Annotated in this window: 16 protein-coding genes and 1 tRNA gene; 10 read left to right on the top strand and 7 right to left on the bottom strand. The window is 66.0% G+C overall.

Going from position 1 to position 12,350, the window contains the following annotated elements:
* Positions 1-189 precede the first annotated feature (189 nt).
* The 4 genes from J2S97_RS20770 to J2S97_RS20755 all read right to left on the bottom strand — a co-directional run bounded on the left by J2S97_RS20770 (position 190) and on the right by J2S97_RS20755 (position 2,338).
* Entirely contained in the window at positions 190-495 is a 306-nt protein-coding gene (locus J2S97_RS20770; RefSeq protein WP_307051833.1) for an NIPSNAP family protein, read from the bottom strand.
* 296 nt (positions 496-791) lie between these two features.
* The gene (locus tag J2S97_RS20765; RefSeq protein WP_307051832.1) at positions 792-1,259 is read right to left on the bottom strand and encodes a hypothetical protein; all 468 of its coding nucleotides are present in this window, start codon (positions 1,257-1,259) and stop codon (positions 792-794) included.
* Positions 1,249-1,785: a hypothetical protein gene (locus J2S97_RS20760; RefSeq protein WP_307051831.1), complete on the bottom strand. Its 537-nt coding sequence runs from the start codon at positions 1,783-1,785 to the stop codon at positions 1,249-1,251. Before J2S97_RS20760 ends, J2S97_RS20765 begins: the two co-directional genes overlap by 11 nt.
* A 103-nt stretch (positions 1,786-1,888) precedes the next feature.
* Positions 1,889-2,338, bottom strand: a complete 450-nt coding sequence (locus tag J2S97_RS20755) for a hypothetical protein (protein ID WP_307051830.1) — start codon at positions 2,336-2,338, stop codon at positions 1,889-1,891.
* A gap of 286 nt (positions 2,339-2,624) precedes the next feature.
* On the opposite strand from J2S97_RS20755, the gene J2S97_RS20750 reads away from it, so the two are divergent.
* Positions 2,625-3,401, top strand: a complete 777-nt coding sequence (locus J2S97_RS20750; protein WP_307051829.1) for a type 1 glutamine amidotransferase domain-containing protein — start codon at positions 2,625-2,627, stop codon at positions 3,399-3,401.
* 92 nt (positions 3,402-3,493) lie between these two features.
* On the opposite strand, the gene J2S97_RS20745 is transcribed toward J2S97_RS20750, so the two are convergent.
* Positions 3,494-3,583: transfer RNA gene (locus J2S97_RS20745), tRNA-Ser, on the bottom strand.
* A 106-nt stretch (positions 3,584-3,689) separates the two neighbouring features.
* On the opposite strand from J2S97_RS20745, the gene J2S97_RS20740 reads away from it, so the two are divergent.
* The 4 genes from J2S97_RS20740 to J2S97_RS20725 are packed head-to-tail and all read left to right on the top strand — an operon-like array spanning position 3,690 to position 7,553.
* Positions 3,690-4,694 (top strand): zinc-dependent alcohol dehydrogenase, encoded by a 1,005-nt coding sequence (locus tag J2S97_RS20740; protein ID WP_307051828.1) that lies wholly within the window; start codon positions 3,690-3,692, stop codon positions 4,692-4,694.
* A 3-nt stretch (positions 4,695-4,697) separates the two neighbouring features.
* On the top strand, positions 4,698-5,096 hold the full coding sequence (locus J2S97_RS20735; protein WP_307051827.1) for a 6-pyruvoyl trahydropterin synthase family protein: 399 nt from the start codon (positions 4,698-4,700) through the stop codon (positions 5,094-5,096).
* 4 nt (positions 5,097-5,100) lie between these two features.
* Positions 5,101-6,279 (top strand): glycosyltransferase family 4 protein, encoded by a 1,179-nt coding sequence (locus tag J2S97_RS20730; RefSeq protein ID WP_307051826.1) that lies wholly within the window; start codon positions 5,101-5,103, stop codon positions 6,277-6,279.
* Positions 6,280-6,284: 5 nt separating this feature from the next.
* Positions 6,285-7,553: a DNA glycosylase AlkZ-like family protein gene (locus J2S97_RS20725; protein WP_307051825.1), complete on the top strand. Its 1,269-nt coding sequence runs from the start codon at positions 6,285-6,287 to the stop codon at positions 7,551-7,553.
* On the opposite strand, the gene J2S97_RS20720 is transcribed toward J2S97_RS20725, so the two are convergent.
* Positions 7,550-8,059 (bottom strand): nucleoside deaminase, encoded by a 510-nt coding sequence (locus J2S97_RS20720; RefSeq protein WP_307051824.1) that lies wholly within the window; start codon positions 8,057-8,059, stop codon positions 7,550-7,552. The genes J2S97_RS20725 and J2S97_RS20720 overlap by 4 nt on opposite strands.
* Positions 8,060-8,196: 137 nt before the next feature.
* Between J2S97_RS20720 and J2S97_RS20715 the strand changes: the two genes are divergently transcribed.
* The 5 genes from J2S97_RS20715 (at position 8,197) to J2S97_RS20695 (ending at position 11,266) form a co-directional block, all read left to right on the top strand.
* The gene (locus J2S97_RS20715) at positions 8,197-8,982 is read left to right on the top strand and encodes a phosphatase PAP2 family protein (protein WP_307051876.1); all 786 of its coding nucleotides are present in this window, start codon (positions 8,197-8,199) and stop codon (positions 8,980-8,982) included.
* 12 nt (positions 8,983-8,994) lie between these two features.
* The gene (gene upp, locus J2S97_RS20710; protein ID WP_104140883.1) at positions 8,995-9,630 is read left to right on the top strand and encodes a uracil phosphoribosyltransferase; all 636 of its coding nucleotides are present in this window, start codon (positions 8,995-8,997) and stop codon (positions 9,628-9,630) included.
* Positions 9,631-9,704: 74 nt separating this feature from the next.
* Positions 9,705-10,082, top strand: a complete 378-nt coding sequence (locus tag J2S97_RS20705; protein ID WP_307051823.1) for a glyoxalase superfamily protein — start codon at positions 9,705-9,707, stop codon at positions 10,080-10,082.
* Between the two features lie 44 nt (positions 10,083-10,126).
* The gene (locus J2S97_RS20700; RefSeq protein WP_307051822.1) at positions 10,127-10,831 is read left to right on the top strand and encodes an HAD-IA family hydrolase; all 705 of its coding nucleotides are present in this window, start codon (positions 10,127-10,129) and stop codon (positions 10,829-10,831) included.
* A 129-nt stretch (positions 10,832-10,960) separates the two neighbouring features.
* Entirely contained in the window at positions 10,961-11,266 is a 306-nt protein-coding gene (locus J2S97_RS20695) for a DUF7793 family protein (protein ID WP_444875941.1), read from the top strand.
* Here the strand turns inward: J2S97_RS20695 and J2S97_RS20690 are convergent.
* Positions 11,253-12,122, bottom strand: coding sequence for a dolichyl-phosphate beta-glucosyltransferase (locus J2S97_RS20690; RefSeq protein ID WP_307051820.1), 870 nt, complete (start codon positions 12,120-12,122; stop codon positions 11,253-11,255). The two genes, J2S97_RS20695 and J2S97_RS20690, sit on opposite strands and share 14 nt — an antisense overlap.
* Positions 12,123-12,350: the final 228 nt, after the last annotated feature.

Raw genomic sequence — 12,350 nt, 5'->3', positions numbered from 1 at the left:
GCCGGGTTTGCATGGGTAGCTTCGGTACACCACTAGATGGAAGGTGTACCGAAATGACGATCAATGACTACTTTTCAGGCGTAGCCATCATGCTTGGATCCCTGATAGCCGCTGCGGGTCTTTCTGCCGGGATCATCCGCGCCAGGTCCCATCTCCACTAGAAGTCCACCCTGTCAGCCTCTACGCTGGTTATTCGAACATGGGTGAGAGGAACCTTCGCTCGTACCGTCGGATGCAGTTTGTTTCCGTCGCGAATCGGTAGGCCTCCATGCACTCGGGATCCACAGCCACCGCCGACCGGTACTTTTCGTAGTCGGCGAGTGACGGGAAGGTGAACAGGGCGAAGGCCTCGTCGCTGTCACCTTCGCTCGGAAGGAAATAGCCGTGATGCTCTCCGCCCAGCCTGTTGACCAGACGGATCCACCGCCGTCCATATTCTTCAAAGTCAGCTAGCTTGCTTGCATCGATCTCATATCGAAGGTGCACTGTGATCACGGATGGTCCTCTTTCGTTAGGGGGCGTGCAGACGGCTCGACGGGCAGACCTAGACGGCCAGGGCCGTCGTGAAGATAAAGGACTGGGATGCCAGCAGGATCTCCGGGGACTTCCCAGTAGATTCTGGCATCAGTCCTGGGCTCTGGAGAGGTGTGGTGGCGGCCATCGACCATCGTTCAGGCACGCCACCGGGACCGTACTGCTCCTCGTACTGGCTACGTTGAAGCTGCTCGGGTCATACAGGGTGCCGTCAGGCCTGCGGAACTGCTTGTCCTGGTTGAACATCGGAACGGATCCTATCGGGACGTGTCAGGTCGGTCGGGACTTTTCTGCCCCAGCTCCAGGAGATCAATGTCGATGCTGCCGGTGCCGGGTTTTGGGGAGCCGCGGCGTTTGCGGAGCTGGGTCGCCCGGTACTCATCGCGGGCCAGGATGAACGCATAGGGAGTGAAGAACCCCGAGAGCCCAATCGGCCACAACGCACCCCACTCGGGTGCCTCACCTTCCCACAGGGGGCGCTGGAACAGCCAACACATGGTGATGAATGCGATCCCCGAAATGACCATGAGTATTCCCATGCCCCACCAGGTGCTGACCTGGGCCTGGCCGCGGCCGGGCGTGAAGCCGATCTCATCACCTGGGTAGCTGTGCAGCTCGCCGGTGCTGGTCCTGCGGAGAACACGCTTCTCGCCGGCTGCTACAGCCCTCTTGTGTTCGGCGTACACGGCATCGTTGCGCCGCTCACGCTCACGGTCATAAACCATGGTGGGTCCTCTTGGGTTCGAAATATCCCGGCTCTCCGGGAAAGGGGCGGGTGCTATGAGGGAAGTTCTCCCGGGTGATCTCCAATGTTCCGGGGTGCTCCTCGAACCATCTGCGTGCCTGATCGTCGGTGACCTCGTACAAGGGCTTTGGCAGCCCCTTGGCCTTCCGGAGCTTCCGGGCACGCCACTCATCGCGGAGCGCCTTGACACTGACGAACCAGCCGCCAGTGAACAGGACCGTGCATATGAGGGAACCAATGATAAATATCAAGCCCAGGCCCATGTCTCCCAGATCCGGGATGGACATGAACAGCGCGATGATTCCGAAGAGTATCCCGAGCGGGGCCAGGAAAGCGGGGATCGTCATGATCACGACGACGACGCTAAGCCCGGTGAAGCTCGTGGCCGGGTTGTGGATGCCGCGGGGGTTGTGGCCTCCCAGGCCCCATTCTTCTGTGGTGTACGCGTGGATGATGACCTTATTGGTCCACCCCTCAAATCCGTGCCCGTACCAGTACTTGGGCAAGCCTGGAGGCTGTTTGGGTTCAGTGCCGGCCATAAGTCTGTTTCGTCCGTTCTAACGAGGGGCCATGCCCGGCCCGGGATCTATTGGTGGATTGCGGCACAGCCTAAACCTCGGTGCATGCACCCTTGGGCACGGACGGGTGGCCGAACAAGACGAAGTTCGTCCCGTCGTTCTCCATGACCGCGACGTAGCTTGGCCCGAAGAGAGCAACGGCGGACTCGCAGATGGCGATCGCTGTTTTGGCCGCCTGGCTGCCGTTGTCGCCGCGCGGGTCAACGACACGTGTGTCGACGCGGATCCTGCCCGGCTCCGTTTCCGTCGCGGACTTGATCTGACCGACCCAAGGCGCGTTGGCGTTGGCCGTCTTGAAGTCCGCTGTCTTGTCTGCGTCGCCAGGCGCGGTCGGGACGGACTCGGGGGCCGAAGCCGTCTGGCTGGCCAACGTCGGGGCCGGCGAAGCCGTGGTGGGTGCTGTCTGCGCGGTGGATGAGGAGCATCCCGGGATCAGCAGGGCGGCCATTGCCGTGGCGAGGGCGGGAATAGTTTTGTTCAACGTCGTCCAATGTCCGAAGGCGCGCGAAGGCGGCGCGCCCCCAGCACAATGCGATCACCGGGCCGGTGAATCACCGGCTCTGCCGTACACATATCTCTCACCCTAACGAACATCCCGGACTGGTCTCCGGACCGCAAAAGGATTCTCTGCGGCCGAAGCCCGTGCGCGAACTTCTTCCTTTCGACGGCAGAAGCCTGAGTGTAGGCGACCACCACAGTCTCAGAGGGGGCGGGAGGGCCCGAATTGGGCTGGGCGTAGGGTGGAAGTTAGACGAAAGGAACATTTCATGAAGAAAATCCTCATGGTACTGACCAGCGTTTCCGAGATCGGCGATACCGGAGAGAAGACCGGCTACAACGTGGCCGAAGCTGCACATCCCTGGAAGGTCTTCAAGGATTCCGGGCATTTCGTCGACTTTGCGTCCATCCAGGGCGGCCAGCCCCCGCGCGACGAGGTGGACTCGGAAGATCCCATCCAGGTCGCCTTCACGGAGGACGAGACCACGCGCGCCGGCCTCTACAACACGGCCCGCGTCGACGTCGTTGATCCCGAACAGTACGACGCCGTCTACCTCGTAGGAGGCCACGGCACCATGTGGGACTTCCCGGACAGCGAAGGCTTGCAGAATCTGGTGGCCAGCGTCTACAACGCCGGTGGCGTGGTGGGCGCTGTCTGCCACGGGCCGGCCGGACTGCTGAACGTAGAGTTGGCCAACGGCTTCCGGCTGGTCGAAGGCAGGAAGGTCGCTGCCTTCACCAACGACGAGGAGGTTGCCGCAGGGAAGGACAAGGTCATCCCGTTCTTTTTGGCAGACCGGCTTGAGGAACAGGGCGCCACCCACGTCTCCGCTGGTGTCTTTGAAGAAAAGGTCGTGGTCGACGAGCGGCTGGTGACCGGCCAGAACCCGGCGTCAGCGGCCAGCGTGGCCAAGGAGATGGAGAAGCTCCTGGCAGAGGTCATCCACCAGGAAAAAGCCGAGGAACAGCACGAGGCGCAGGCGCTGCGCGCCGAGAAGGACGCCGAGAAGAACGCCAAGAAGGCTGCCGCAGAGGCCGAGCACTAACGCCCGCAGTGCACTGAAACTGGCGAGGTGCCGATTTCCAGGCAAAGCAAAGGCCCCGGGTTTCCAACAAAGAAACCCGGGGCCTTGCTACTTGGCGGTGACGGTGGGATTTGAACCCACGTTGGCTTTGACACCAAACAACATTTCGAGTGTTGCACCTTCGGCCGCTCGGACACGTCACCAACCTGAATAGGTTACCGGAGCATACCTCGCTTCCCCAAAACGACGGCGCGCCGAGGGCGGGATGTCTTCCCCGCGCACCCGCCGGGGACTAGATTCGTAAGCAAGATGATCAATGCCCAGCACCACTCCCAAGCCAAAGCCTATTGGACGGTAGGCCACGAAAAAGGCGAACTCCGGAGCGAGGGCCTCCCCGCGCCGGGCCCCGGCGAAGCGCTGGTCCGTGCCCTCTATTCCGGCATCAGCAAAGGCACAGAAACGGTGGTCCACTGCGGCAAGGTTCCGCCACGGGTTGCCGAACAAATGCGGGCACCCCTCCAGGAGGGCTCCTTCCCCTCACCGGTCAAGTTCGGCTACCTCTCCGTGGGAACCGTGGAGGCAGGCCCGGAGGAATGGGTGGGCCGCACAGTGTTCTGCCTGCACCCCCACCAGGACCGCTACGTAGTCCCGGTCGAGTCCCTGACCGTGGTCCCGGAGAACGTCCCGGCCCGGCGGGCAGTGCTCACGGGAACAGTGGAAACCGCCGTCAACGCACTGTGGGAGGCCGGGCCCCGGCTGGGGGACCGCGTGGCCGTCGTCGGAGCCGGCCTGGTGGGCGGCATGGTTGCCACCCTCCTGCGCACCTTTCCGCTGCAGCGGCTCCAGCTGATCGACGTCGACCCGGCGAAGCGCGCCTTCGCTGAAACCCTCGGCGTCGAATTCGCCCACCCCGACGACGCCCTGGCCGACTGCGACATCGTGATCCACTGCTCGGCCTCCCAGGAGGGCCTCGAACGGAGCCTGCAGTTGGTGGGCGACGAAGGGGACGTCATCGAGATGTCCTGGTACGCCGACAGGCGGGTAACCATCCCGCTGGGCGAGGACTTCCACGCCCGCCGGCTCTCCATCCGCGCCAGCCAGGTGGGGGTCGTGGCGCGCTCCCGCCGCCACCGCCGGACCAGCGCTGATCGCCTGGCACTCGCCGTGTCCCTGCTCAGCGATCCGGTCTATGACGCGTTCATCACGGGCTCGTCCCCGTTTACTGAACTACCCGCCGTCGTCCATGAACTGGCCGACGGCCGCCTGGATGCACTCTGCCACGTCATTGAATACCCCACCGAAGACAAGAGGTAGCCCTTGTTCAGACTGACCGTCCGCCGCCACTTCATGATTGCCCACAGCCTGCCCCGCGAAGCCTTCGGGCCCGCCCAGGGCCTTCACGGGGCCACGTTCGTGGCGGAGGTGACCTTCCGCCGTCGGGCCCTGAACGACGACGCCATCGTCCTGGACATCGGTGCCGCCGGCGGGCTCATCGAGGAGGTGCTGGCCGGCCTGAACTACAAAAACCTGGACGAGCACCCGGACTTCGCCGGGAAGCTGAGCACCACCGAGGCGCTGGCGCAGTACATCGCCGAGTCCGTCGCCACGAGGGTCCGCGATGGCGAGGACGGGCGGGAACTGGCCGGACTGGACGTCACCCTGCGCGAGACCCCCGACGCCTGGGCGTCGTTCGCACTCGACTTCGACGCCGAGTAAAGAAATGACCGGGTCCCGCGCGGACGGGCTGGCGGTCCGGCTGATCGTGCCGGGCAACGTGCTGCACCACTCAGGCGGCAACGCCTACAACGCCGCGCTGGTCCGCGGGCTTACCGCCCTCGGGGCGGACGTGGAAGTTTGGCCCGTAGACGGCCACTGGCCAGTGGGCAGCGAGGAAGAACGACGGCGGCTGGCCGCGTTGCTGCTCGCTGCCGGCGCCGAGGAGGCGGCCGGGAGTCCGGTGACCATCGTGGACGGCCTGGTTGGACTGGGCGCGCCGCTGGAGATGGAGGCCGCTGCCGCCGCGGGACGGCCCGCGTGGATCCTGCTGCACATGCCGCTGGCAGACCACCCGGACCTGGAGGAACGCGCGCTGGCTGCCGCCGCAGGCGTGATCTGCACCAGTTCGACGACGGCTGCGGCAATCCGAGACAAACACTGCCCGGCGCCGATCCACGTGGCGCTGCCCGGCACCGATGCCGCTCCTCCTGCTGCCGGTTCGAACCCGCCGCACCTCGTGTCAGTGGCCGCGCTGCTGCCGAATAAGGACCAGCTCCTGCTGCTGGAGGCGTTCGCCGGACTCACGGACCTGCCCTGGACCGCGGCGCTGGTGGGCTCCGATTCCGCAGACACCGTATATGCCCAGACTGTCCGGAACGCGGTAACCCGGCTCGGGCTGACCGATCGGGTGACTGTCCGCGGCGAGCTCGCCGGCGACGCCCTGGAAGAGGCGTGGCACCGTGCCGATCTCAGCCTGCTGATCTCGCGGGCTGAAGCCTACGGGATGGTGGTCACCGAGTCCCTCGCCCGAGGAATTCCTGTGGTGGTGCGTGCCGGCACCGGCGCCGTCGAGGCACTGGCGGCCGGGTCACCGGGCACTGCGGACCAGGACGGGGCAGCAGCTCCCGACGGCGGCGGGGAACCTGCGCTGCCGGGCGCCGCCGTCGTACTCGGCGCGGATCCGTCCCCGCTGGCACTGGTCCTCCGCGGCTGGCTGACGGATCCGGAACTTCGCTCGCGGTGGCGCGACGCGGCGCTGGCTGCGCGGAACCGGCTCCCTGGCTGGGAGGCCACGGCCAGGACGGTGCTGGACAGCATTGAAGCGGACAGGGCGGGACCGGGCGTGCCGCGCAAACGGACTGCGCCAGGTCATTCCGTTGCTCTACCGGCTGATGGACAATGACCCCTATGACAACCGAGCCCCTCACCGCTGAGACTCCGCCGGCTGACCCCGCGGCCGTGAGCGTGCCGCCCGCACACACGCTCACGGCGGAACGCCTGCGCGCGTGGGCCTGGCACAGACAGGGCCTCGACGGCAGCCTCACCGGTCATACCGCAGCCGAGGTCCTGGCCAGGGCAGGCTGGGCACGTTCCCTGGGTGGCGCCAACCCCTACCTCACGCTGTTCGCCCGTGCCGGAATCCGGCGCGCACAGGTTGATGCCGACGTCCTGGCCCTGCGGATCTACGAACTCCCCAGCGCACGCGGCTGCACTTACGTCCTGGGCGCGGAGGACTTCGCGTGGGCGTTGAAGCTGGGCAAGGACTCCGCCGAAGTCTTCAAGGTGCTTGGCAGGCTGGGGGTGGACCGCGGCGAACTCACGCTGCTCGAGGAGCAGGTGCTGCACGCCCTGGCCGAGGCCGGCCACCCGCTGGATCCGAAGCAGCTCAAGGACGAACTGGGCGGTTCCGTCCGGAGCCTGGGTGAGGAAGGCAAGAGGCAGGGCGTATCCACCACCCTCCCCACGGCCCTTGGCCTGCTGCAGCGCGACGGCCGGATCCGCCGTGTCCCCGCCAACGGACGTCTCGACCAGCAGCGCTACGCCTACACGCCGTGGGACTTGCCGCCGAGCCCGTTGGACGTCGACGCCGCCCGCTGTGAGCTGATCCGCAAGTACTTGGGTTGGACCGGCGGCGCCACGCTCAAGCAATCCCAGTGGTTCTCCGGATTCACAGTCGCCCAGAGCAAGGCGGCCTTGGCCGCCGTCGGTGCCGTTGAGGTGCCCACCGTCCACCGTGCCGCCAAAGGCGAAGCGCTGTGGATGCTGCCCGACGACGTCGAGCGGCTTGCCGTTTTTGACGTGCCGGCGGAGGAACAGATCCAGCTCCTCGCGGGGACGGACTCGCTCGTTATACAGCGGCGGAACGCCGCGGACCTGTTCGCGGGTGACGACGGGGATGCGACGCTGCTCGGCGCAACACTGGCGGAGCAGGCCGACCTGCCGGACCACCCGATCCTGGACCGCGGCCGGATCATCGGACTGTGGCAATACGATCCCGTGGGGCAGCGGATCGCGCACTGGTTGTTCGACGGATCTTCGCCGCGCATCGAGCAGCGGATCGCCGAGGTGGAAGCGTGGATCCGGGACGACTTGGGCGACTTCCGTTCCTTCAGCCTTGACTCGCCGGCATCCAGGCAGGAGCGCATTGACGCCCTGGACGCGGCGAATGCCGGCTAGCTGAGCTGCCGGTGCCCGGCGAAGAAATCCCGGAGCAGCGCGGCACACTCCTGCTCCCGGACGCCGGCGTAGACCTCAACCCAGTGGTTGAGCCGGCGCTCGCGGAGGATGTCGAACACCGAGCCGGCGGCCCCGGCCTTCTCGTCCCACGCCCCGAACACCACACGGGGGATCCTCGCCAGCACAACGGCGCCGGCGCACATGGCACACGGTTCCAGGGTCACCACGAGGGTGCAGTCCGCGAGCCGCCAGCCGTCGCCCTGCCCGCCATTGGTTTTTGGCCCCAGCGCCTGCAGCCGGGCGGCCGCCTCGCGGATCGCCACCATCTCGGCGTGCGCGGTGGGATCACCGTGCGCCTCCCGTTCGTTCCTCCCTGTACCCAGGACTTCGCCGTCCGGGCCGATGACGACGGCGCCGATCGGCACGTCGTCGGTGGCCAGCGCCGCCCGTGCTTCGGCGAGGGCAAGGCCCATCCATTCGGCATGGCGGGGCTCCGGGGAAGTCATGGCTCAATGATAGTTTCGAAGGTACGGCAGGCGCAGACGACGGATGAGCCCGGGGAGACGACGTGAAGATCTTGACTGACCGCATTACCGACCGGTGGGGACGGTGGGTTGTTCCCTACGCTGCCCTCTGGATCACCATGCTGGTTGGCGGCGCAATCGTCGTGACCCTGGCGTTCATGGGGGCCGAAGTCTACGACGACGTGGTGGACGAAGCGGGCCTCGCCAATCTGGACAAGCCCGCGCTGGCCCTGTCCGAGGACCTCCGGAACCCCTGGCTCAATTCCGCCGTCACTGCCTTCACCAACATTGGCGGCGGGGTCGGCATGCCGATCGTCGGCAGCGTCCTGACGGCTTGGCTGACGTGGGCAGGGCGCACCTGGCGGCCCCTCATCCTGGTGGGCGGCGCGGCGGCTGTCTCCATCTCCGCGACCACCTTCGGCAAGAAGCTGTTCGGCCGCACCCGCCCGGACCATGCGGACGCTGTTCCGCCCTACGAAGATTCGCCGTCTTTCCCCAGCGGCCACACGCTCAACACCACCGTCGTGATCGGTTTGATCGTTTACCTGGCGTGCCTCCAACTGGAACGGACGGCTATTCGCGTGTCCATGATCACGGTGGGTTCACTCTTTATCATCGCCATGGGCCTGAGCCGGGTCTTCCTGGGCCATCATTGGCTCACCGACGTCATTGCCGGATGGCTCCTTGGCCTCGCCTGGGTGGGAATCGTGATCCTGGCCCACAGGCTCTTCCATGTCATACGGCACCGCGAGCACGCAGGACCGGCCCCGACGTTCGACCACCCGTTGCTCCGGGACGAGCCGGGCGAACACAGTGGCGCCCACGGCGGCGAACCCGTTCCCGGCGGCGCGGAACGCCGCCGGGAACCCGGCGGATCGCGGGGCGGGGACGCCAGCGCCGGGTGATAGTTTTGACCCATGCGCACACTCGTCGTGGACCACCCGCTGGTCGCCCACAAGCTCACCGTTCTGCGGGACAAAAACACCCCCTCCCCGGTCTTCCGGCAACTCACCGAGGAACTGGTCACGCTCCTCGCCTATGAGGCCACCCGGGACGTCCGCACCCAGCCGGTCACCATCGAAACTCCGGTCAGCACCACCGTCGGCACCGCGTTCACCAAGCCCACGCCGCTGGTGGTTCCCATCCTCCGCGCCGGTCTGGGCATGCTCGAGGGAATGACCAAACTCGTGCCAACAGCCGAGGTCGGGTTCCTGGGGATGGCCCGTGACGAGGAAACGCTGGACATCATCACCTATGCCGAGCGCCTCCCCGAGAACCTGACGGACCGGCAAATCTTCGTGCTGGATCCCATGCTGGCCACCGGCGGCACGCTGCGCGAAGCCATCAAGTTCCTCTTCAAGCGCGGCGCTTCGGACGTGACGTGCATCTGCCTGCTGGCCGCGCCTGAGGGGCTGGCCAAGCTGGAGGAAGAACTCGCGGACGCCAACGTGACCATCGTCCTGGCGTCCATTGACGAGAAGCTCAACGAGAAGTCCTATATCGTGCCCGGACTCGGCGACGCCGGAGACCGCCTGTACGGCATCGCCGGCTAGCAGGGGCCCGGTTAAGCCAGTGCGAAGCGGTTGCCCTCTTCCGGATTCCGGCGGCCGCGGCTAGCCTGTGGCCCATGGACTGGAAACTTGAACTGGTGTTTGTCCCTGTGTCCGATGTGGACCGTGCCAAGGATTTTTACGTCAACAAGGTGGGCTTCAACGCTGACTTCGACGAGCGGCCCATGGATGGCATCCGCTTCGTCCAGCTGACCCCGCCGGGCTCGGCATGTTCGATTGCCATCGGCGAGGGCCTCAGCGATGCTAGTCCCGGCACGGCCCCGAGCCTGCAGGTCGTGGTCAGCGACATCCAGGCTGCTCATGACCATCTGAAAGGAAACGGGGTGGACGTTAGCGACATCGACGTCCAGGACTGGGGCCACTTTGTCTATTTTGCCGATCCCGACGGTAACAAATGGGCGATCCAGTATCTTCCTCAACGCCCGAACGGCTAAGTCACAAAATCTCTGGCCCCCGTTACGTGAGGCAGGATGGAAGCATGAGCTTTCCTGCCGATGCCGCAACCCCTGTCTCCGCCATACCGTCCGGAACAACCCTGACCGCACGGGCCGTGCTGTTCGACATGGACGGCACCCTGGTTGATTCGACGGCCGTCGTGGAGCAGGTGTGGGGAGAACTTGCCGCCCGCTACGGTCTGGACATCGCCGAGATCCTCCGGACCTCGCACGGCGTCCAGGCCGGGGACACGGTGCGCCGGTTTGCGCCGGCCGGCACCGACGTCGTTTCGCTCACCGCGGAGCTCGGTGCCATGGAGCGCGTCCGGACCGAGGGCATTGTCTCCTTGCCTGGCGCTGCTGAACTCTTGCGCAGCCTGCCGGCGGACGCCGTCGCCCTGGTGACCTCCGCCGACCGGATCCTGGCCGATATCCGTATGGGCGCGGCGGGTCTGGCCATGCCTGCCACCGCCGTCACAGCCGACCTTGTCGCCCGAGGCAAGCCCCATCCGGAAGGCTACCTCCGGGCCGCCGAACTGCTTGGGGTGGACCCGGCTGACGCACTGGTCTTTGAGGACGCGCCCGCCGGAATTGCGGCCGGACTTGCCGCCGGGATCAGGACCGTTGCTATCGGGCCCAACACTGGAAAACTGCCGGACGGCGTTCTGCACATAAACGACTACTCCGAGGTCTCCGTGACCACTGCAGTGGACAGCGCCGGTGTGAGAACGATTTCCTTCCGGTTCTGACGTCCAAAATTCGCCTCCTGTCGGCTAGTGTCAGTGAAGACGGCTGACGCTATCTGGGGGGATAGGATGACCGAGGTTTCCATTGACGGCGCTAGAGGCACCGTTGTCCTACGCAATGGCGTTCTTCATGTGCAATGGATTCCAGGTCTGGCCATATCCGAAGATGCCGCGACAGCTGTCATGGCGGCCGTCACACAGTTGAGCAGCGGGCGCCCCTATCCGATGCTGGTGGACATGGCGGCCGCGTCTTCCATGAGCCGCGGTGCGCGGCGCGTCTTCGCCCGCCCCAGCACGGTGGCGAGGGTGGCGCTCCTCGGATCGTCTCCGGTGGACCGGGCAATGGCCAATTTCTTTCTCAGCATCAACTCTCCGGCTGCACCGACGCGGTATTTCACCTGCCCGGACGAAGCCATGACATGGCTCAAGGACTCATAGTTGAGCTGGACCCTACCTGGGCTGAGTCCCGGTCCAAGGCTGAGCGAAGCTCGGGAACCGGTATGCGGCCGGTCGCCAGGTCGCGGCTAAGGCGGCCCAAACCGCGCAGGTCGGCGAGGGCAGTCCGGACAATATCGACGCCGGCGTCGGCCTCGTTTACCCAGTCCACCGGCACTTCGTGCACCCGGAGCCCGCATTTTTCGGCCAGGACCAGCAGCTCCGTGTCGAAGAACCAGGCATTGTCCGTGGTGTGGGGGAGGATCTGCCGGGCGATATCCGCGCGGATTGCCTTGAAGCCGCACTGCGCATCGCTGAAGTGAGCACCCAGCAGGGTATGCAGCAGAAGGTTGTAGCCACGCGAGATGAATGCCGGCCGGTGTCCCCTGACCACACGGGAGCTGCGCGATAGCCGGGTTCCGATCGCCAGGTCGGAATGCCCGGAGAGGAGAGGCGCTACCAAGGGGGCAAGCGCGGCAAGGTCGGTGGAAAGGTTCACATCCATGTAGGCCAGGACGGGCGACGACGACGCGAGCCACACCGTGCGAAGCGCGTTTCCCCTTCCCTTGTCAGGGAGCCGGACCACGGTGACCTCGCGGAGTTCCCGGGCCACACGCTCGGCGATCCGGAGCGTGCCGTCGGTGCTGGCGTTGTCCGCCACCGTAATCCGGAAGGTGTGCGGGAAGGTGCAGTGCAGGTAGGCGTGCAGCCGCCGGAGGGACTGCTCCAGACCCTGTTCCTCGTTGTAGACCGGGATGGTCACGTCCAGGACAGGCGCCGCGGCTCCAGTCCGTGCGCCGACGGCGGCCCGCAGCTGCATGTGCGGCAGGTTCCCCGGGGCCTGGTCTGTGAGCGTCATGGTTCAACTATGGTGCCGGTGCATATGAAGGATTTAGGCCACAGCTGTGCACCTGCTGTGGAACTCGTCGACACGCGGAACGGAGACGAAGCGGCGGCCGTGGGGGGCCCCCCCGGGGGGGGGGGCCCCCCCCCCCCCCCCCCGGGGGGGGGGGGGGGGGGGGCGCCCCCCCGGGCCCCCCGGGGGCGGCAAACGACCCAAGGAACAGCCACCCACAAGAAACAAAGA

Source organism: Arthrobacter oryzae (assembly GCF_030812315.1).
GTDB classification, from domain to species: Bacteria; Actinomycetota; Actinomycetes; order Actinomycetales; family Micrococcaceae; genus Arthrobacter; species Arthrobacter oryzae_B.
The sequence above is the reverse complement of the archived record's forward strand: the minus strand, read 5'-3'. Positions and strand labels throughout refer to the sequence as shown.

Coding starts and splice junctions, on each gene's coding strand:
- J2S97_RS20715 (WP_307051876.1), top strand. CDS start 8,197: ATGCTGGTTGGCGGCGCAATCGTCGTGACCCTGGCGTTCATGGGGGCC.
- J2S97_RS20705 (WP_307051823.1), top strand. CDS start 9,705: ATGGACTGGAAACTTGAACTGGTGTTTGTCCCTGTGTCCGATGTGGAC.
- J2S97_RS20740 (WP_307051828.1), top strand. CDS start 3,690: ATGATCAATGCCCAGCACCACTCCCAAGCCAAAGCCTATTGGACGGTA.
- upp (WP_104140883.1), top strand. CDS start 8,995: ATGCGCACACTCGTCGTGGACCACCCGCTGGTCGCCCACAAGCTCACC.
- J2S97_RS20730 (WP_307051826.1), top strand. CDS start 5,101: ATGACCGGGTCCCGCGCGGACGGGCTGGCGGTCCGGCTGATCGTGCCG.
- J2S97_RS20725 (WP_307051825.1), top strand. CDS start 6,285: ATGACAACCGAGCCCCTCACCGCTGAGACTCCGCCGGCTGACCCCGCG.
- J2S97_RS20690 (WP_307051820.1), bottom strand. CDS start 12,122: ATGACGCTCACAGACCAGGCCCCGGGGAACCTGCCGCACATGCAGCTG.
- J2S97_RS20750 (WP_307051829.1), top strand. CDS start 2,625: ATGAAGAAAATCCTCATGGTACTGACCAGCGTTTCCGAGATCGGCGAT.
- J2S97_RS20720 (WP_307051824.1), bottom strand. CDS start 8,059: ATGACTTCCCCGGAGCCCCGCCATGCCGAATGGATGGGCCTTGCCCTC.
- J2S97_RS20700 (WP_307051822.1), top strand. CDS start 10,127: ATGAGCTTTCCTGCCGATGCCGCAACCCCTGTCTCCGCCATACCGTCC.
- J2S97_RS20765 (WP_307051832.1), bottom strand. CDS start 1,259: ATGGTTTATGACCGTGAGCGTGAGCGGCGCAACGATGCCGTGTACGCC.